Consider the following 18,790-nt stretch of genomic DNA (forward strand, 5'->3'; position numbering starts at 1 on the left):
CCAGGTGGGGTCGCCCCCTCGGGGGGTGGCGAATTACACGCAGCGAAGCGAAGTGAAAAGCCGGGGGGCGTCATTTCAGGGGGCCAGCTTCCACTGGCCGTTCTCGAGCCTGACGATCACGCGGGCGCGTTCGTCCACGCCATGCAGATCGCCGGGCTTGAAGCTGTAGACGCCGTGCGTGCCCACCACCTCCTTGGTGCTGAAGATGGCGTCGCGCAGCGAGACGCGGAACTCCGGCGTGCCCGGCTCGCCCTTGGCGCGCGCCGCGGCGTCGGCAAACACCATCCAGCCATCGAAGGAATAGGCCGAGAAGGCGTCGGTGGTGGGCGTGCCGTTGACTTTCTGGAAGATGGCGCGGAAGTCCTGGCCGATCTTCTTTGTCGGGTTGTCCGCCGGCAGCTGCTCGGCCACGATCACCGGCCCGGTGGGCATCAGCGCGCCCTGCCCGGCCGCGCTGACCACGCGCACGAAGTCCGGGTTGATGAGGCCGTGCTGGCCGTAGATGCCGCCCTTGAAGCCGCGCTCCTGCAGCGCCAGGAAAGGCAGCGCCCCCGGCGTGCCGGCGCCGCCGGTCATCACGGCGTCTGGCTTGAGCGCCACGATCTTCAGCACCTGGCCGGTGACCGAGGCGTCGGCGCGCGCATAGCGCTCGTTGCTCACCACCGTGATGCCGGCCTTGGGCGCGGCCTTCATCATGGCGTTGTAGACCAGGTCACCCCAGGCATCGGAAAAGCCGATGTAGCCCACCGTCTTGACGTTGTTGCGCTTCATGCGCTCCACCACCGCATCGATCATCAGCTGCGTGGGCTGCGCCACCGTCACCACCCAGGGGTTGTCGGCCGGATCGAGCGCGATGGGCGTGAGGCCGATCATCGGCGTCTTCGTTTCCTTGGCCACCTGCGCCATGGCGATGGCTGCCGGCACGCCGGAGGTGCCCATGATGATGTCGACCTTCTCTTCCTCGATCAGCTTGCGGGCATTGCGGCCGGCGGTGGTCGGGTCGCTGCCGTCGTCGAGCACCACCAGCTGCACCTTTCGCCCGTTGATCTCGCCCTTGTAGCTTTGGGCCGCCTGCATGCCCTTGGAATAGGGCACGCCCAGCGAGGAGTTGGGGCCCGAGAGCGAGACGCTCAGCCCCACCTTCAGGTCGGCCGCCAGCGCACTGGAAGCGAAGGCGGCCAGCGCAACCATGGGGGCCGTGGCGACCGCGCAGCGCGCCACGGTCTTCTTCATCATCATCAAGCTCTTCATCGCAGGACTCCTCGATGGTTGGGATTTCGGTGGGGACGATCGATCAGATGAACAGTTGCACCGCCGGCAGCGCGCGCTCGGCGCCCAGCAGGTCGACGCGCTTTTGCCGCATGCGCAGGCCCTCGGGCGTGCGCACCAGCACGTGGCGATAGCTGCCGGCCAGCATCAGCTGCTGTTCGCCGCGCGCCTCGATGTACAGGAAGGGCGTGCGCAGCACGGCGCTGCCGGCCTCGAGGTCGACGTCTTCCACCCGCGAGATCTGCAGCACGTGCTGGCAGCGGCTGGGCGGGTGCTGCGAATGCGCGCGCGGATCCTTCAGGCGCTCGACGCGCAGCTTGAGCAGCAGCACGTCCTCGGAGGCGATGGAGTTGTGCGCCTGCGCGTCCTGCTGAAAGCGTCCCAGGAGCGGCACCCAGTAGTGGCCGTCTTCAGTGAACAACGCCAGCCAGTCGTCGAACTGGCCTTCGTCGAGCAGCGCGGCCTCGCGCGCGACGAAGTCGCACAGCGCGGTTTCGCTTAGTAGGGGATCGCTGGACCGGTCTTTCATGCGGCGGCTCCCATGCGCAGCGTCATGAACTCGGCCCAGGCCCGGAACTGGTTGCGCATCAGCAGCTCGTTGGTGCCATTGGTGTCCTGCGCCGGCGCGTCGTCGAACTCGCCGGGGCGGTGGCCGCGGTGCAGGCTCACCCACTCGTTGCCAGCGGCGGCGAGGCCCTTTTGGATGCTCTCGAACAGGTGCACGTCGTCATGCGCCACCACCGACATGGGCGAGAACACCAGGCGGTTGTAGCCCAGCGCACGCTCGAACAGAAGATCGGGCGCGCCGGCCGCGCGAAAGGCCCAGGCCTCGACCAAGGTGCGGTTGGCCGCCAGCGGCCGGATCACGCGGATGGCCAGCGGCGAGCCCTTGACCGACAGGCTGGGAAAGAGCACCGCGTTCTGCGGCGAGCGCTGCAGGATCTCGCTGGCGCGCGTTTCGCCATGGGCGGCGCGCATGGCCTCTTCATAGTCGGCCAGGCGCGCATAGTTGGAATGGATGCTGAAGCGGGTGCCCAGCACGCTGTGCCCATGCGGCAGCACGCGGCCGCCCATCTGGTCGAAGAACTCGTAGCCAGCGCCGAAGGGCAGGATCTGCTCCATCGCCATCGGCTTGGGCTCATCGGGCGCATGGCCCTCCCACAGCGCATTGGCGGCGCGGGTGGCCGACTCGTGCGTGGACAGCGGATGCACCGTGTCGTTGATGTTCTCCAGGTACATCTTCCAGTTGCAATGGATGATGTTGCGCATGGCGCCGCCGGCCAGGGTCAGCTTGCCTTCGGGCGAGCGGTCCACCAGGTTGTCGATGGCGGCAAGGGCTTCGCCGAAATAGTCCTCGAAGGCCGGGCCGCGATCGGCCAGGCGCACGAAGACGAAGTCGCGGTACACGGCGACGTGGGTGAGCGCCGTCATGCCCTGCCCCGATTCGCAGTCCTTCAAGCGGGTGCCTTCGTAGCCGCTCTTGATCGGAATGGCCAGCGGCGAGCCGTCCAGCTTGTAGGTCCAGGCGTGATAGGGGCAGCGGAAGAACTTGCCGGTGTTGCCGCAGCGGTCGCTCACCAGCTGCGTGCCCTTGTGGGCGCAGCGATTGAACAGAACCTTGATGCCGCCATCGGCCTGGCGCACCATCAGCAGCGGCCGGCCTGCGATGTCCTGCGCCAGGTAGTCACCGGCATTGGGCACCTGGCTGGCATGGCCCAGGTAGGTCCAGGTGTTGGCGAAGAAGTGCTCCTGCTCCAGCACGAACAGCTCTTCGCTGAGGTACAGGTCGCGATGCACGCGGTCCTCCTGCACCAGGGCGCGGATGCGGTCGGGATGGTCGCGGTACATGGCCAGCCGTTCAGTGCGTCAGGGCGCGGGCGCCAGCTTCCACTGGCCTTTTTCCATACGGACGATGACCACCGCGCGCTCGTCCGAGCCGTAGCGGTTGTCGGGCTTGAAGTTGTAGACGCCGTGCGTGCCCACGAGCTCCTTGGTCGACATGATGGCGTCGCGCAGCTGTGTGCGGTAGGCAGGCGTGCCGGGCTCGCCCTTGGCCCGCGTAGCGGCGTCGCGCAGCAGCAGGTAGGCGTCGTAGGTGTAGGAGGAAAAGGCGTCGGTGGGCAGCGCGCCATTGCTTTTCTGATAGCTGGCCCGGAAGGCCAGCGAGACCTTCTTGATCGGGTTGGCGTCGGGCAGCTGGTCGGCCACCAGCACCGGGCCGCTGGGCACCTGCAGGCCGTCGATGGCAGCGCCGCCGACGCGCACGAAGTCGGCGTTGATCAGGCCGTGCGTGCCGTAGATCTGGCCCTTGTAGCCGCGCTCGCTGAGTCCCAGGTAGGGCAGCGCGCCGGGCGTGCCGGAGTTGCCGGCAAACACCGCGTCGGGGCGCTGCGCCACGATCTTCAGCACCTGGCCGGCGACCGACGAATCCGAGCGCGCGTAGCGCTCGTTCGCCACCACCTTGATGCCGGCCGGCTCGGCGCTCTTGACCAGCGAGTCGTAGGCCAGGTCGCCCAGCGCGTCGGAAAAGCCGATGAAGGCCACCGTCTTCACGCCGGCCTTCTTCATCTTGTCGACCACCGCCGCCACCATCAGCGGGAAGGGCTGCGAGACGGTGACGGTCCAGGTGTCCGCGCCGCCCGGCATGACCACCGGCGTGGGCGAGATCAGCGGCGTGCCGGTCTCGCGCGCCACCGCCGCGATGGCCATGGCGCCGGGCACGCCGGAGGTGCCGATCAGCACGTCGACCTTGTCGTCGACCACCAGCTTGCGCGCGTTGCGGCCGGCGGTGGTCGGATCAGAGGCGTCATCCAGCACGATCAGCTCGACCTTGCGCCCGGCGATCTGCGGATGCTCGGCGATGGCGGCGCGGATGCCTTTCTCGTAGGGAATGCCCAGCGCAGCCACCGGGCCCGAGAGCGAGCTGATGAAGCCGATCTTGAGGTCGGCAGCGAAGCTTTGTGCCGCGGCCAGCGCGACGGCGGCCAGGGCGAAGCCCTTGGCAATCTTGTTCTTGTTGCTCATCATCAATTCACCAGTTTCCATTGGCCCTTGTCGAGCTTGACGATCACGCGCGAGCGCTCGTCGGAGCCGTAGCGGTTGTCGGGCTTGAAGTTGTAGACGCTGTGTGTGCCCACCAGCTCCTTGGTCGAGACAATCGAATCGCGCAGCGCGACGCGGTAGGCCGGCGTGCCGGGCTCGCCCTTGGTGCGCGAGGCGGCGTCCAGCATCAGGAGCCAGCCGTCGAAGGAATAGGCCGAGAAGGCATCGGTGGGCGCGGCGCCGTTGGCCTTCTGGTAGGCGGTGCGAAACGCCATCGCCACCTTGCGCATCGGATTCGAATCGGGCAGCTGCTCGGCCACGATCACCGGGCCGGTGGGCGCCAGCAGGCCGTCGACCGAAGCGCCGCCGACACGCACGAAATCGGGGTTGATGAGGGCATGCGTGCCATAGATCTGGCCCTTGTAGCCGCGCTCGGCCAGCGCCAGGTAAGGCAAGGCGCCGGGCGTGCCCGAGGTGCCGGTGATCACCGCGTCGGGCTTGAGCGCCACGATCTTCAGCACCTGGCCGGCCACCGAGCTGTCGGCGCGTGCATAGCGCTCGTTGCTCACCACCTTGATGCCGGCCGGGCCAGCGCTCTTTTGCAGCGCGTCGTACACCAGGTCGCCCCAGGCGTCGGAGAAGCCGATGTAGCCCACCGTCTTCACACCCGAGGCCTTCATGCGCTCGACCACCGCGCTCACCATCAGCGGCGCCGGCTGCGGCAGCGTCACCATCCACGCGCCCTCCTCGCCCGGCAGGTTCGCGTTGGCGATGGAGATGAGCGGCGTCTTGGTTTCGCGCGCCACTGCGGCAATGGCCAGCGCGCCGGGCGAGCCGGCCGTGCCGATGATGACGTCGACCTTGTCTTCCTCGATCAGCTTGCGGGCGTTGCGCGCGGCCGTCGACGGGTCGGACGCATCGTCCAGCGACACCATGGTGATCTTGTGGCCCGCCACTTCGGACTTGTAGGCCATGCCCGCCTTGATGCCCTTGTCATACGGGATGCCCAGCGAAGACACCGGCCCCGACATCGAGGTGATGAAGCCGACCTTGAGGTCGGCGGCGAGGGCCTGGGCAACGGCCAGCGCGCTTGCGGCCAAGGCCAGGCCGGTGCGCATGCAAAGACGGGCAGAGACTTTCATGACGTTCCTCAGGTGATGTAAACAATGATTTATCAAATGTTCAGTGGTAAAGCATATATCGTGCTCACGATTTCGCGAGCAGGGAAACCCTAGACAACGAGGCTGCCGACGCTGGTGCCGCCGCAGACGTACAGCACCTGGCCGGTGACGAAGCTGTTGGCGGGGTCGGCGAAGAAGCCCACGGCGCGCGCCACGTCCGCCGATTCGCCAAGGCGATTGACCGGAATCGAATTGACGAGCAGCCGTTCGCGCTCGCTGCCCTCCTGCACCACGTCGTAGAACATGTCGGTGCGGATCGGCCCCGGCGCCACCACGTTGACCGTGATGCCCTCGCTCGCCAGCTCCAGCGCCCAGGTGCGCGCCATGGCGAGCATGCCGGCCTTGGTGGCCGAGTAGCTGGTGCGTGTGGCCGCGCCCACCGCCGCGCGCGAGGACATCAGCACGATGCGGCCGAAGCGCTGCGCCCGCATGGCCGGCAGCGTGGCCTGCACCAGGCGGATGGCACAGGCCAGGTGCAGTTCGACCAGGGCGTCGAGGTCTTCCAGTTTCACGTCGGCCACGAGCGCCGGGCGGATCACGCCGGCGTTGTGCACCACCGTGTTCACCTCGAAGCGCGCCACCGTGTCATGGATGGCCTGGGCGGTGGCCGCGCGGTCCATCAGGTCGACCTCGACGTCGTGCATCCTGGGGTGGTCGATCTCGCTGCCACGGCGGGCCAGCGAGATCACCTCGTAGCCCTTGGCCAGCAGGTCTTCGCAGATGACCTTGCCGATGCCGGCGCTGCCGCCGGTGACGATGGCAACGAGTTGGCTGGGGATGGTCATCGTCCGCCCTCCACCAGCGCCAGCACGCGCAAGGGGCTGCCGCTGCCCTTCTGGATCTTCAGCGGCGGGCAGATCAGCACCGCGCCGGTGGGCGGCAGCTGGTCGAGGTTACCGAGGCACTGCAGGCCGTAGCGCCCTGCCCCATGCATGTAGTAGTGGCAGGGGTATGGCGGGCGCAAGTGGTAGCCCTGGCCAGCGTCGGTGCCGATGGCTTCGGAGCCGAAGCCCAGCACGTCGCGCTGCTCCACCAGGAAGCGCACCGCCTCAGTGCTCGGACCGGGCGTGTGCTGGCCGGTCTCGTCGAAGTTCTGGTACGCCTCCGGGTCCTGCCGCTTGGACCAGTCGGTGCGCATCAGCACCCAGGCGCCCGCCGGGATGCGGCCGTGCGCGGCTTCGAATTGCTCGATGTCTTCCACGCGCAGGAGGTAGTCGTGGTTGCTCTTGACCTGCTCGGAGCAGTCGATCACGCAGGCCGGCGCCACGAAGTGCTGCACCGGAATGGTGTCGACCGAGTTGTTGGGCAGGTCGCGGCCCGAGATCCAGTGGATGGGCGCGTCGAAGTGCGTGCCGGTGTGCTCGCCGCAGGAAAAATTGTTCCAGTACCAGCCGGGCCCGCGCTCGTCGTACTTGGACACCTCCTCGATGCGGAAGGGCCAGCACTGGCCCATCTCGGGCGGCAACGCGATCTGCGGGAACTCGGGCGTCAGCGTTTGCGTGAGGTCGACCACGCGGATGCGGCCGCTGGCCATCGCGCTGACCAGGCCGCCCAGCAGTTCGGCGGCGGATGCGAGTGTGCTTGTCGTCATTGCTTCGATCCTTCGTTCAGCTACCGCCCGCGGCGAGTTCGCGTTCCAGCACCTTGGGGTTGTCGCGCCAGCGCTCCAGCCATTCCTGCGCCACGTCGCCGGGATAGATGTCTTCCACGCCGTCGCGCAGCGCCTTCACGATGGCGCTGGCCAGTGCCGACGGCGCCAGCTTCGGCGGCGGCAGGTGCTGGTTCCATTCGTCGTCGATCGGCCCCGGGAACACGTTCAACACACGGATGCCGGCCGGCCGCATCTCGGCGCGCAGGCATTGCGCCAGCGAGTAGGCCGCCGCCTTGGAGGCGCTGAAGGTGCCGTGCGGCGGGAAGTTGGACAGCGCGTAGACCGAGAGCAAGTTCACCCACGCGGTCGCGCCCGTCTCGCCATCGGCCGATCGCCCCTTGAGCGCCGGCCCGAACTCCTGCGCCAGCCGCAAGAGGCCGAAGTAGTTGATGTCCATCTCGGCCTTGGCCACATCGGTGCCGCGCCGCGCGGCGATGCCGAAGCTGCGATGCACTTCGGCGTTGTTGATCACGATGTCGACCTTGCCGCCGATCTCGCCGGCCAGCTCGCTCACCTGGCGGCCGTTGGTCAGGTCCAGCGGCACCAGCGTGACCTGCGGCAGCGCGCTGATGTCGTCCAGACCGCCCAGCTTCTTCCAGGGCTCGGCATGGCCGACCCAGACGATGTCGGCGCCGGCCTGCACCAGGGCGCGCACCAGGGCCTGGCCGACGGGGGTCTTGCCGTCGGTGACCAGGACCTTGCGGAACTTGGGATCGCTGGTCATTTCACGCAGCATCTTGTCGTCGGCCATGTGGGGGCTCCCTTCGTTCGGAAATCCAATCAATACCGCCTGTCCGGCGCGGTCGAGCCGGGCGCCCACGCGCACGCGGGTCGGCGCATCGCCCACCTCGCCGTGCAGGTGCACCACCACGGTCGGGCCGGCATCCAGGTGCACCAGGCCCAGGCGCCAGGGCAGGCGCTCGCGGAAGAAGAGGTCGTTGCTGTGATGCAGGGTGGTGCTGGAAATCAGCGCGCCCTCGCCCGACTGCGCGCGCCAGCGCAACGCCGCCGACAGGCACTTGTGGCAAGCCTCGCGCGGCGGGTACTGCACGGTCCCGCAGTCATCGCACACCTGTAGCTCGAAACGGCCTTCCGCCGCCGCCGCGGTGATGCCCAGTGCCACCCGGCCGCGCTGCCAGGGCGGCAGGTTCATCTGCCGGGTGCGCAAAACGGGGTTCTTGCGCTCGGGGCGCATCAAGGGCATGGTCATTCGGATTTCCCCAAGATCACCGCGCCAGTGCACAGGCAGCGGTCGTAGGTCACCATGCCGAAGCCGGCGACCAGGCCCAGTTGCGCATCGGCGACGGCGCGGGCGCCTGCCTGGTCCGTCAGCTGGCGAATGGCTTCGGTCATGCCCAGGAAGCCGCCGGCGGCACCGGCCTGGCCCACCGACAACTGCCCGCCGCTGGTGTTGTTGGGAAAGCTGCCCTTGAAGGTCATGCCGTGCTCGCGCACGAAGGCCGGGCCCTCGCCCTTTTCGCAAAAGCCCAGGTCCTCGAACTGCATCATCACGATCACCGGGTAGTCGTCGTAGGTCTGGATGAAATCCAGCGCGTCAGGCTGCACGCCGGCCTGGGCGTAGAGATCGGCGCGGTCCATGCGCCAGCCGCCCCGCACCATCACCGGGTCTTCGGCAAAGGCGTTGTGGCGCTCAATGGCACCGCGGATCAGCACATGCGGCAAGCCAAGGTCCCGCGCCCGCGCTTCACTCATCACCAGAAAAGCCTCGGCGCCGGCGCATGGCATGACGCAGTCGAACAGGTGGATCGGGTCGGAGATCGGCCGCGCCGCCATGTATTCATCGAGCGTGAGCGGCTTCTTGAACAAGGCGTTGGGGTTGGCCAGCGCGTTGCTGCGCTGGTCCACCGCGATGCGGCCGAAGTCTTCGCGCGTCGCGCCGTAGCTGCGCATGTAGTTGGCCGTGATGAAGGCGAAGATGGAGTTGGGCCCGCCCGAGCCGTAGGGATAGCTGGCGTCGCGCGCGAAGTTGCTGAAGGCGCCCAGGGTCTGGCGGAAGGAGTCGACATGGTTGGTGTCGGCCGCGACGCAGGCCACGACATCGGCGTCGCCCGCCTGCACCGCCCGCGCGGCGCGGCGCAGGCACATCACGCCTGAAGCACCACCCGTGGGCACATGGTCCAGCCAGCGTGGCGACAGGCCCAGGTGCTGCGTCACGCCCACCGCCGTGTCGGGCACCAGCGAGAAGCTCGACAGGCACAGGGCATCGATGCCCTCCTTGGCGATGCCGCTGGCCTTGACCAGCGCATCCACCGCCTGGCCGATGAACCAGTGGGCCGTGTGGGTCGAGTAGCGCACATAGGGCACCGTCACCGGCACGGTGACGGCCACTCCCTCATAGGACATGCGGCGGCTCATACTTGCCTCTTCTTCATCGCCCGGGTGTCGATGCAATTCGGCTGCCCGGGAAGTGTTCGTGCCAGGTCGCGCAGTTGGCCGCGCTGGATCTTCTGCGAGGGCGTGAGCGGCAGCGCATCGACAAAAGCCACGTATCCCGGCGCCTTGTAGTAGGCCAGTTGATCCAGCGCATGCCGGACGATGCCCGCGGCCAGGTTGTCGGAAGAGGCCATGCCCTCGCGCAGCACGACGCAGGCCAGCACCTCGTCGCCGCGCACCGCATCGGGCGTGGCCGCCACCGCCGAGGCCTTCACCGCGGGATGCTGGTTGAGCACACTCTCCACCTCGACGGCCGAGATGTTCTCGCCGCTGCGGCGGATCACGTTCTTCTTGCGGTCGACGAAGAAGAGGTTGCCTTCCGTGTCGCGTCGGACCAGGTCGCCGGTGTGGAACCAGCCGTCGGCCCAGGCCTCGCGCGTCGCCTGGTCGTCCTTGAGGTAGCCGGCGAAGAAGTGACGGCGCGGATCGTCGCCCTTGGCACGCACCAGCAGTTCGCCGGGCGTATCGGGCGGCACGTCGCGGCCTTCCTCGTCGACCAGCTTCATGTCCAGGAAATCGGGCCGGCGACCGAAGCAGCTGCTGCCGACCAGCCGCGGCTCGCGGTTGGCCATGATGCAGGCGCCGGCCCCCGTCTCGGTCATGGCCCAGGCCTCGACCAACGGAAAGGCGAAGCGCTCCTCGAAAGGCGCGTGGTTCTTGCGGTCCACCCCGGCGCCGAAGCCCCAGCGGATGGCGTGGTCGCGGTCGGCCGGCGACGGCGCGGCCGACAGCAGCATGGCCGGCATCACGCCCAGGTAGTGAGCGACGGTGGCGCCGCTTTCACGTGCGCTTTGCAGCCAGCTCCTGGGATGGAAGCGGTCCAGCTGCACCAGGCAGCCGCCGGCCACCAGCACCACCATGGTGGAGAAGGCCATCGCGTTCATGTGGTTGAGCGGCAGCGGGGTGATGACGCGTTCGGCATCGGGCCGGATGCTGCACACGCCGTCGAGCGACGCATACCACTGGCCCGCACGCAGGAAGTAGGCGTTGTCCAGCATGCAGCCCTTGGGCCGGCCGGTGGTGCCGGAGGTGTAGAGCAGTGCGCACTCGGTGCCTTCGCCGATGGATTCTCCGGCCCGCGGCGGCGCGTTCGGCGCCGTGGGCACCGGATCGCCGGTGGCCATGGTGGCAAAGCGCACCCTCGCCTGCTCGGCCGCGGCGCGTAGGTCCTCGGCGCGCTCGGGCAACGTCACGGCCAGGCCGATCTCGCTGTGGCCGATGAGGTAGCTCAGTTCGGCCGAGCGCATCTCGGCATTGATCGGCACCACGCTCACGCCCAACGCATTGAGCGCCAGCCAATGCAGCAGGAAGGCCGGCCGGTTCTCCAGCAAGAGGCCGACGCGGTGGCCGTGGCCCCAGCCGGCTTGCGCATAGGCCTGCCGCAGTCGCGTCACCTCGGCGGCGGCCTCGCCCCAGCGGATCGCACCCGGCGCTATGCCATAGGCCTGCGCCGTCACCGATTCGGTGAACAGAAACTCGGCCTCTGGCGTGCGCGCGGCGGTGGCGGCAAAGACATCGTGGACGGTGTTCATCATCGCGTTAGGGCCTGTTCACACTACTTACGGAGATCGCGTTGGCCCGCATTGGGGCTGGATGCAAGGCGCCCGTGCGCAGCAATGCTGAAGCATTGCAAGCGCGGGCAACGCGGCAGACGGCCCCAATGCGGGCCAACCCGAAGGGAAGGCATGCCAAAGCCGCCAACTCCGCGTTGCACGCCTTGTGTGTGCCGACGCACACACTGCGTCGTGCGCCTTGATTTGTCCGCTTTGGCATGCCTTCGCGACTCCGTAAGTAGTGTGAACAGGCCCTAGATGAAGAGCTGCACGGCCGGCAGCGCCGCGTCGCAGTTGAGCAGGTTCACGCGCTTGAGCGTCATGCGCAGCGCGCCGTCGACCTGCTTCAGGTGATGGAAGAAGGTGCCCACGTAGAACTGCAGCTCGTCGCCCTGCGACTCGGTGTAGTGGAACTCGGTGCGCACGACGAACTCGTTGCCTTCTTCATCGAAGCGCTCGACGGCAGGCGTCTGCAGCAGATGGTGGCAGCGGCTGGGCGGCTGCTGCGAAAAGGCGCGCGGGCTCTTCAAGCGCTCGATGCGCAATTCGCGCAACAGCTTGTCCTCGTACAGATGCGAGGTGTGCTGGATGCCGTCTTCCTGGTCGGGCACCAGTGGCACCCAGTAGAAGGCGTCGTCGGTGAAGAGCTGGTTCCATTCTTCGTACTGCTTGGCGTCGAGCAAGCGGCACTCGTGGACGACGAAGTCGATGAGGTCTTGGCGGGTGATAGTCATGTCAACGGCTCCACCCGAGCGCGTCAGGATCGCGTCGATGGCGTGCTCTGCGCAGCGAAATAAAGGAGGAGCCGGCAGCCGCAGGATGACGGCGGGGGACATTCGCGGAGCAGAGCACGCCGTCGGCGCGATCCCGCCCCAGGCGGCTCTTCTTGTCCAGCGCACGCAGTCCGCAGTGCCGGTTCAAAGGATTCGGTTTCATCCGTGCGGCCCTCTCACATCGCCGCCGTCATGTAGCGCTCCCAAGCCCGGTACTGGTTGCGCATGGAGATCTCGCTGGTGCCGATGGTGGTGCGGTCCTTGTCACCGATTTCCTCTGCTTCGAAGTTGCGGTGCAGGCTCACCCACTCGTTGCCGCTGCCGTGCAGGCCGGCCTGGATGCCGCGATAGGCCTGCAGGTCGTCGTGGCCGACGATGGAGAACGGCGAGTTGATGAGGCGGTTGTACATGGTGGTGCGATGCAAGAGCTCCGGCGGCGCGCCCTTCAGGCGGAAGGTCCAGCTCTCCACCAGCGTCCTGTCGACCGCGATCGGGCGGATCACCCGGATCGACTGGATCGCGCCCTTGATCGTGAGGTTGGGGTAGTACACCGTGTTGTGGCGCGCCAGCCCCAGGATCTGCGCGGTGCGCTCCGGGCCGTAGGCGGCCTTCATGGCGGCGTCGTACTCGGGAATGGCCGAGTACTTGCTGTGGATGCTGTAGTGCACGCCCGAGAAGCTGTGGCCGTTGTCGAACACGCGCACGCCCATGTCCTCGAAGAACTTGTAGTCGGACATGAAGGGCACGAACTGCTCGATCGCCATGGGCTTGGGCGCATCGGTGGGCTTGTCCGCCCACATGGTCTTCGCGGTACCCGCAGAGGACTCGTGCGCCACCATGGGATGCATGGTGTCGTTGAGGTTCTCGATGAACATCTTCCAGTTGCACTGGTGCATGAAGCGCAGGCACCCGCCGGCGATCTCCAATTCGCCTTCGGGCGAGCGGTCGGCCATGTTGTCGATGGAGCTGAGCGAGTCGCCGAAGTACGCGTCGAAATCCGGCCCCGTGTCATTGATCTTCACGAAGATGAAGCCGCGGTAGCTGCGCACGTTCTTCAGCACCGTGAGCCCCTTGGCCGATTCGCATTCGTGAAGCTGCGTGCCCTCGTAGCCGTTCTTCAGCGGGATCGACAACAGCGAACCGTCGGTCTTGAAGGTCCAGGCGTGATAGGGGCAGCGAAAGAACTTGCCGGTGTTGCCGCAGGGTGCGCTGACCAGCCGCGAGCCCTTGTGGGCGCAACGGTTCATCATCACGCGCACCGAGCTGTCCGTGTGGCGCACCACGATCAGCGGGCGACCGGCGATCTCCACGTGGATGTAGTCGCCGGGCTTGGGCAGCTGGCTCTCGTGGCCGACGTAGTTCCAGGTGTTGGCGAAGAAGTGCTCCTGCTCCAGCTCGAACAGTTCCTGGCTGATGTAGAGGTCGCGGTGCACGCGGTCGGGCTGCACCAGGGCGCGGATGGCGTCGGGGTTGCCGCGGTAGCTCGTCGTCATTCGTGGGTCTCCTTCCTGCTCAGATGTCGAGAACGAGGCGCTTTCCCTTGCAGCGCGAAATGCATATCTGCATGACGTTGCCCTCGGCCTTCTCGCGTGTCGTGAGCACGTAGTCGCGATGGTCGATCTCGCCTTCCATCACCGGTGTGGCGCACACGCCGCATTCGCCGCGCTTGCAGTCATACATCGGATCGCAGCCGTGCTCGATCAGGCAATCGAGGATGGTCTGGTCGGCCGCGACGGTGTAGGTCTGGCCCGACTGCGCCAGCACCACGTCGAAGGGATGGTCGCCCTCCTCCAACGCCGGCGTGGTGAAAAGCTCGAAGTGCACCCGCTCGTGCGTCCAGCCGCGCGCCTGGGTGGCGGCCAGCACGGCGTCGAGCATCACCTTGGGGCCGCAGACATAAAGCTGGTCGTCGCTCGCGCAGTCGTCGAGCAGGGCGGCGATGTCCAGCGGCGCGCCGGCTTCGGCGTCGGTGTGCAGGCGCAGGTCCTCGCCCAGCAGTTGCTGCAGCTCGGGAAGAAAGGCCATCAGCTCGCGGCTGCGGCCGGCGTAGTGCATGCGCACCGGCGCGCTCGCGGCCTTGCGGCACGCGGCCATGCTGACGAGCGGCGTGACGCCGATGCCGCCGGCGATCAGCACCGCCCGGGCCCCGCCGGCATGCACCGGGAAATCGTTCTTCGGCGCTTCGATCAGCAGGCTGTCGCCGGCCTGCAGCCCTTCGTGCATGAAGCGCGAGCCGCCGCGGCCGTCGTCTTCGCGCCGCACGGCGATCAGGTACTCGCGCGGGGCTTCGGTGGCATCGGCCCGGGCCTGCGAATTGATCAGCGAGTAGTGGCGCCAGTCCTTCTGCCCATCCGGCAGGCTGACCTGCACCCGAATGTGCGCACCGGCACTGAAGCCCGGCAGCGGCGATCCGTTGTCGGCCGCCAGGCGCAGCATGCGGATCAGTGGATTCAGGCTGCGCGCTTCGGCGACGCGCAGTTGCAAGGTGGCGGGGGTGTCGTGCGACATGTGCTGCTTGTCCTTCACGGCTTCTCAGCCCAGGGCGTACTGCGCCAGCTTGGCGCGCAACTGCTTGCCGTGCTCGTCCGCCAGCGCCGCGTCGCGCAGTTCGCGCAGGGTGGCGGGCGCCAGGCCTTGTCCGGCCCGCAGGGCAGCTTCCATCACCAACTCGTAGTTGCGCACGCCGCGCTCGTGCGTGTCGCTGTAGCCCTTGACGAGGCGCTGGCACTGCGCAATCTCCAGTGCCAGCGCCGGATTGAAGCTGGCCGTCTCGGCGATGCGCGCCAGCCACTGCTCGATCATCCCGTTCTCGTGCGCGAAGCGGGTGGTGCCGCGGCGCCAGCGCCGGGCCGACGCCACGCAGCGCAGCAGCAGGTAGCCGTGCAGCGAGCTGGTCCGGATGACGCGGCCATTCTTCGTCATGCGCTCCACCAGGCGGCGCGGCGCGCCGGAGTTCATCAGCCAACGGCCGATGCCGCCGGGCAGCGTCTCGCAGATCTCCTGCAGGCGCGGATGCATGTACTCGTTGATGGCGACCAGCTGGTCCTGCTGCACGCCGGCCTCGTCACGCACGCGCTCGAAGCGGGTGGCGCGGGTCTTCAGGGCAGCGACGCGGGCCGTGTCCTCGTAGGACATCCACAGCGCCAGGTGGCGCGCGGTGCTCTCCAGCAAGCGATGGCCATCGTCCACGCCCAGCTCCCGGATCTTCTGAACACGATCGAGATAGTGCCCGGCGTAGGGCACGTCCTGGTAGTCGATCAGGCGGCGCACGCCCTCCAGCAAGGTCGCCTGGACCTGGGCGGGAAAGTCCTTTTGCACCCGCTCGACCAGCGCCTTCACTTGCGGGTGACGCGGCGCGGGGATCGTCTTGTTGACGGGCGCCGCCGCCGTCGCCGCTTCGCCGTCCGATTGCGCACGCTCGAAGCCCACGCCAAAGGCGCGCAAGCTGGGCTTGACGCCCACGCCGCCGCGCTCGATGGTGGCCTCGAACTGGGTCCGGCCGAAGGGCAGCACGCCGGCGCCCGCCAGCGCGCCGAACAGCACGGCGCTGATCACACTGCCCGCTTCTTCCGCGGCCCGCGCCATGTCGAAGCGGATGAAGCGCTTGGCGGCGCGTTCGGCATGCGCGACGAGCTGCTCGCTGTCGACCCGGCCGTCGCCCATCGCGGTCTTCTCCGCGATGGAATAGACCCGGTGCGTGGAAGCGATGAGGGTGCTGCGATCGGGCGTCACCAGGCCGCGCTGCACCGCACGGCCGGCTTCCATCAGCTCGGAGGCCAGCACCACGTCAACGTCACCGGGCAGCGGCATCAGCGCCAGGATCGGCCGGCCGCCGTCGGCTTCGGCACGCATGAGCGGGTACAGCTCGACGTAGTAGATGGTGGCCCCGGTGCGCTGCGCCACGCCAGGCACCGAGGTGGTCTGCGCGATGTAGCCGTTGTGCTCGCCCAGGTCGACGATCCAGTCGGCCAGCACGCCGCCGCCCTCGCCGCCCATGGCGAGGATCGCGATCTTGATGGGTTGTGCTGCGTTCATCGTGGTGCTCTTGTTCTTAGAAGGCGTAGCGTTCGCGCCGCTTGGCCTCATCGCGCTGCAGCCAGCCGATGGCCGCGGCGCGCACGCGTTCGCGCAGGCGCTCCCAGCCGCTTGGGTTGCTCACCACCTGCGCCTTGTAGAAGGACGGGCACAGCACCGCGGCCTGCGACACGTCGCCGCAGTTGCCGCAGCCCACGCAGCTGTCGAGCACGGTGGCCACCGGGTCGCTGCGCAGCGGATCGGGGTTGGGCTTGATCGACAGCGACGGGCAGCCCGAGAGGCGGATGCAGGAATGGTCGCCGGTGCAGGTGTCCGAATCGACGCCGAACTTCTCGCGCACCACCCGCTGGCCATCGGCCAGCGCCTTGCGCACCAGAGGCTTCTCGCGGCGCTGCTTGTTAAGCATGCATTCGGACTGGGCGATCAGGACTTTGGGACCTTTCTCCTGCGTGGTCAGCGCCTCGCGCAGGGTGTCGCGCATGCTGGCCACGTCGTAGGTGCGGCGAATCGTCTTCACCCACTTCACGCCCACGCCGCGCACCGCCTGCTCGATCTCGTGGCCGGTGCTGCGGGTCGGGTTCTGCGCTCTCGAGGACAGGATGTCCTGCCCGCCGGTGGCCGAGGTGTAGTTGTTGTCCACCACGATGGTGAGGTTGTCGCTGCGGTTGAAGACTGCATTGGCGATGCCGCTGGTCAAGCCGTTGTGCCAGAAGCCGCCGTCGCCCATCACCGAGATCGCGCGCTTGCCCGCCGGCACGTTGAGCGCCGCCGCGCCGGCCGCGCCCAGGCCATAGCCCATGGTGGTGTTGCCCAGGTGAAAGGGCGGCAGGATGGAGAACAGGTGGCAGCCGATGTCGGCGCTGACGTGGTGCGGGCCCAGTTCGCGCTCCACCAGCTTCATCGCGCTGAAGATGGGGCGCTCGGGGCAGCCGGTGCAAAAGCCGGGCGGGCGGGCGTGCACCACGGCTTCGATGGGCCGTTCGGGCTCGGGCGGCGTGGGCATGCCTGTCGTCGCTGCCACCAACGGAATCACCTTGCGCACCGGCACGGGCGCCGGCTGCGGCGCCAGCCGGCCGTAGCGCTCGAAGAAGACGCGCGCGCCCTTGAGCAGCTCGGCCGCGGTGTATTCGCCGGCTACCGGCAGCATGTCCTTGCCATGCAGGGCGGCCTGCACGCCGGCCTGGCGCAGGATGGTGGCCATGTTCTGCTCGATGAAGTTGGGCTGCCCCTCCTCCACCAGCAGCACCGCGCGCTTGTTTTGGCAAAAGCGCAGCACCTCGCTGTCGATCACCGGATAGGCCACGTTCATCACGTACAGCGGCACCTGGCTGTTGCCATACACGTCGGCCAGGCCCAGGCGCTCGAGCGCACGCATCAGCGTGTTGTAGCTGCCGCCCTGCACGATGACGCCAATGTCGTCGGCGCCCTCGGCAAAGAATTCGTTGAGGCCGCGTTCCTCGATGAAGCGCACCGCGGCCGGCCAGCGCTCGCGTACCTTTTCCTGCTCGTGCACGAAGCTGGCAGGCGGCAGCACGATGCGGCCGACGTCGCGCCGCGGTTGCTCGAGCGCATCTTTCAGGGTGAAGGTGGGCGGCCGGTTGTCGGCGGCGACGAACTGGCCATGCACGTGGCAGGCGCGGATGCGCAGCTGCAGCATCACCGGCGTGCGGCTGGCCTCGGACAGCTCGAAGCCGGCCTTCACCGCCGCCACGATGGACGGCAGGTTGGGCCGCGGATCCAGGAGCCAGATCTGCGACTTCATGGCAAAGGCGTGGCTGCGCTCCTGCATGATCGAGGAGCCCTCGCCGTAGTCCTCACCCACGATGACGAGGGCGCCGCCGGTGACACCGCCCGAGGCCAGATTGGCCAGCGCATCGGACGCGACGTTGGTGCCCACGGTGGCCTTGAAGGTCACGGCGCCGCGCAGCGGGTAGTTGACCGAGGCCGCGAGCGTGGCCGCCGCAGTCGCCTCGCTGGCGCTGTTCTCGAAGCGGATGCCCTGCTCGGCCAGGATGTCCTGCGCATCGGCCAGCACGTCCATCAGGTGCGAGATGGGCGCGCCCTGGTAGCCGGCCACGTAGGCCACTCCCGATTCCAGCAAGGCCTTGGTCACCGCCAGAATGCCTTCGCCGGAAAAGACATCTCCAGCGCCCAGCTTCAGCTTCTTGACTTCCTCGACAAAGGATCGCTCAGCCATGGTGCTCCTTGAAAACCCTCGAACACAATCGGTTCGAAGGACGTATATTCTTTAGAACTGAATCTATCCACAATCATGAATAACCCTAGACGAGCAAGCACCGTGCCCGCCAAGGCACAGCGCCGAAGCGGCCCAGCACGCGCGGCGGCAGCGCCGCAGCGGCGCTTTGTCGAGGACTACCTGGCGGCCTTGCTGGCGCAAGCCAGCCACCTGATCTCGTCGGAGTTCCACAAGGTGGCGCGCCAGCACGGCTTCTCGGTCTCTGAGTGGCGGGTGCTCGCCTCGCTGGCGGGCGGCGAGGCGATCAGCATCGGGCGGCTGGCGCAGATTGCGGTGACGAAGCAACCCACGGTCACCCGCATGCTCGACCGCATGAGCCAGAAGGGCCATGTGGAGCGCCTGCCCCACGACAGTGACCGCCGCATCACGCTGGTGCGCATCACCGAGGCCGGCGAGCGCACCGTGGGGCACCTGATGGAACTGGCGCGCGAGCACGAGCACCGCGTGCTGGAACCCTTCGGCCACGAAAGCGCGGAAGCACTGAAGAGCACTTTGCGCCGCATGATCGAGCTGCACGAACACGCGCCGTCCGACGAAGCCGAGGAAGAGGACGAAGAGTAGGCAGGCCCTGCGCG

The 18,790-nt window shown here is 67.7% G+C and carries 16 protein-coding genes; 1 reads left to right on the forward strand and 15 read right to left on the reverse strand.

Annotation, left to right across the window (positions count from 1 at the left end):
- Positions 1 to 75 precede the first annotated feature (75 nt).
- From ACIPRI_RS04155 to ACIPRI_RS04225, 15 genes are all read right to left on the reverse strand, one after another.
- Positions 76 to 1,251 carry an ABC transporter substrate-binding protein gene (locus ACIPRI_RS04155; protein WP_446588780.1) on the reverse strand — a complete coding sequence of 392 codons (1,176 nt, stop codon included), beginning with the start codon at positions 1,249 to 1,251 and terminating at the stop codon, positions 76 to 78.
- 43 nt (positions 1,252 to 1,294) lie between these two features.
- Positions 1,295 to 1,798, reverse strand: a complete 504-nt coding sequence (locus ACIPRI_RS04160) for an aromatic-ring-hydroxylating dioxygenase subunit beta (RefSeq protein WP_446588782.1) — start codon at positions 1,796 to 1,798, stop codon at positions 1,295 to 1,297.
- Positions 1,795 to 3,123: an aromatic ring-hydroxylating dioxygenase subunit alpha gene (locus ACIPRI_RS04165; protein WP_446620376.1), complete on the reverse strand. Its 1,329-nt coding sequence runs from the start codon at positions 3,121 to 3,123 to the stop codon at positions 1,795 to 1,797. Before ACIPRI_RS04165 ends, ACIPRI_RS04160 begins: the two co-directional genes overlap by 4 nt.
- Before the next feature lie 12 nt (positions 3,124 to 3,135).
- On the reverse strand, positions 3,136 to 4,296 hold the full coding sequence (locus ACIPRI_RS04170) for an ABC transporter substrate-binding protein (protein WP_446588784.1): 1,161 nt from the start codon (positions 4,294 to 4,296) through the stop codon (positions 3,136 to 3,138).
- Positions 4,296 to 5,453 carry an ABC transporter substrate-binding protein gene (locus ACIPRI_RS04175; RefSeq protein ID WP_446588786.1) on the reverse strand — a complete coding sequence of 386 codons (1,158 nt, stop codon included), beginning with the start codon at positions 5,451 to 5,453 and terminating at the stop codon, positions 4,296 to 4,298. The genes ACIPRI_RS04170 and ACIPRI_RS04175 overlap by 1 nt, the downstream gene beginning before the upstream one ends.
- Before the next feature lie 89 nt (positions 5,454 to 5,542).
- Positions 5,543 to 6,277, reverse strand: a complete 735-nt coding sequence (locus ACIPRI_RS04180; RefSeq protein WP_446588788.1) for an SDR family NAD(P)-dependent oxidoreductase — start codon at positions 6,275 to 6,277, stop codon at positions 5,543 to 5,545.
- Positions 6,274 to 7,083, reverse strand: coding sequence for a cyclase family protein (locus ACIPRI_RS04185; protein ID WP_446588790.1), 810 nt, complete (start codon positions 7,081 to 7,083; stop codon positions 6,274 to 6,276). Before ACIPRI_RS04185 ends, ACIPRI_RS04180 begins: the two co-directional genes overlap by 4 nt.
- Positions 7,084 to 7,099: 16 nt before the next feature.
- Complete coding sequence (locus ACIPRI_RS04190; RefSeq protein WP_446588792.1) at positions 7,100 to 8,353, reverse strand: SDR family NAD(P)-dependent oxidoreductase; 1,254 nt, start codon at positions 8,351 to 8,353, stop codon at positions 7,100 to 7,102.
- Entirely contained in the window at positions 8,350 to 9,519 is a 1,170-nt protein-coding gene (locus ACIPRI_RS04195) for a thiolase family protein (protein WP_446588794.1), read from the reverse strand. Before ACIPRI_RS04195 ends, ACIPRI_RS04190 begins: the two co-directional genes overlap by 4 nt.
- Positions 9,516 to 11,132, reverse strand: a complete 1,617-nt coding sequence (locus tag ACIPRI_RS04200; protein WP_446588796.1) for an AMP-binding protein — start codon at positions 11,130 to 11,132, stop codon at positions 9,516 to 9,518. The genes ACIPRI_RS04195 and ACIPRI_RS04200 overlap by 4 nt, the downstream gene beginning before the upstream one ends.
- 272 nt (positions 11,133 to 11,404) lie before the next feature.
- Entirely contained in the window at positions 11,405 to 11,884 is a 480-nt protein-coding gene (locus ACIPRI_RS04205) for an aromatic-ring-hydroxylating dioxygenase subunit beta (RefSeq protein WP_446588798.1), read from the reverse strand.
- 215 nt (positions 11,885 to 12,099) lie between these two features.
- Positions 12,100 to 13,416, reverse strand: coding sequence for an aromatic ring-hydroxylating dioxygenase subunit alpha (locus tag ACIPRI_RS04210; RefSeq protein WP_446588800.1), 1,317 nt, complete (start codon positions 13,414 to 13,416; stop codon positions 12,100 to 12,102).
- Positions 13,417 to 13,435: 19 nt separating this feature from the next.
- Positions 13,436 to 14,431, reverse strand: coding sequence for a PDR/VanB family oxidoreductase (locus tag ACIPRI_RS04215; RefSeq protein WP_446620377.1), 996 nt, complete (start codon positions 14,429 to 14,431; stop codon positions 13,436 to 13,438).
- A 24-nt stretch (positions 14,432 to 14,455) separates the two neighbouring features.
- Positions 14,456 to 15,958, reverse strand: coding sequence for an indolepyruvate oxidoreductase subunit beta family protein (locus tag ACIPRI_RS04220; RefSeq protein WP_446588802.1), 1,503 nt, complete (start codon positions 15,956 to 15,958; stop codon positions 14,456 to 14,458).
- A gap of 16 nt (positions 15,959 to 15,974) precedes the next feature.
- A complete protein-coding gene (locus ACIPRI_RS04225; RefSeq protein ID WP_446588804.1) occupies positions 15,975 to 18,155 on the reverse strand; it encodes a thiamine pyrophosphate-dependent enzyme in 2,181 nt (726 codons plus the stop codon).
- A 102-nt stretch (positions 18,156 to 18,257) separates the two neighbouring features.
- On the opposite strand from ACIPRI_RS04225, the gene ACIPRI_RS04230 reads away from it, so the two are divergent.
- Positions 18,258 to 18,776: a MarR family winged helix-turn-helix transcriptional regulator gene (locus ACIPRI_RS04230; RefSeq protein ID WP_446588806.1), complete on the forward strand. Its 519-nt coding sequence runs from the start codon at positions 18,258 to 18,260 to the stop codon at positions 18,774 to 18,776.
- Positions 18,777 to 18,790 lie beyond the last annotated feature (14 nt).

It is taken from the genome of Variovorax sp. LARHSF232 (assembly GCF_052871435.1).

Coding starts and splice junctions, on each gene's coding strand:
- ACIPRI_RS04220 (WP_446588802.1), bottom strand. CDS start 15,958: ATGAACGCAGCACAACCCATCAAGATCGCGATCCTCGCCATGGGCGGC.
- ACIPRI_RS04170 (WP_446588784.1), bottom strand. CDS start 4,296: ATGATGAGCAACAAGAACAAGATTGCCAAGGGCTTCGCCCTGGCCGCC.
- ACIPRI_RS04210 (WP_446588800.1), bottom strand. CDS start 13,416: ATGACGACGAGCTACCGCGGCAACCCCGACGCCATCCGCGCCCTGGTG.
- ACIPRI_RS04175 (WP_446588786.1), bottom strand. CDS start 5,453: ATGAAAGTCTCTGCCCGTCTTTGCATGCGCACCGGCCTGGCCTTGGCC.
- ACIPRI_RS04190 (WP_446588792.1), bottom strand. CDS start 8,353: ATGACCATGCCCTTGATGCGCCCCGAGCGCAAGAACCCCGTTTTGCGC.
- ACIPRI_RS04200 (WP_446588796.1), bottom strand. CDS start 11,132: ATGATGAACACCGTCCACGATGTCTTTGCCGCCACCGCCGCGCGCACG.
- ACIPRI_RS04185 (WP_446588790.1), bottom strand. CDS start 7,083: ATGACGACAAGCACACTCGCATCCGCCGCCGAACTGCTGGGCGGCCTG.
- ACIPRI_RS04155 (WP_446588780.1), bottom strand. CDS start 1,251: ATGAAGAGCTTGATGATGATGAAGAAGACCGTGGCGCGCTGCGCGGTC.
- ACIPRI_RS04215 (WP_446620377.1), bottom strand. CDS start 14,431: ATGTCGCACGACACCCCCGCCACCTTGCAACTGCGCGTCGCCGAAGCG.
- ACIPRI_RS04205 (WP_446588798.1), bottom strand. CDS start 11,884: ATGACTATCACCCGCCAAGACCTCATCGACTTCGTCGTCCACGAGTGC.
- ACIPRI_RS04160 (WP_446588782.1), bottom strand. CDS start 1,798: ATGAAAGACCGGTCCAGCGATCCCCTACTAAGCGAAACCGCGCTGTGC.
- ACIPRI_RS04195 (WP_446588794.1), bottom strand. CDS start 9,519: ATGAGCCGCCGCATGTCCTATGAGGGAGTGGCCGTCACCGTGCCGGTG.
- ACIPRI_RS04180 (WP_446588788.1), bottom strand. CDS start 6,277: ATGACCATCCCCAGCCAACTCGTTGCCATCGTCACCGGCGGCAGCGCC.
- ACIPRI_RS04225 (WP_446588804.1), bottom strand. CDS start 18,155: ATGGCTGAGCGATCCTTTGTCGAGGAAGTCAAGAAGCTGAAGCTGGGC.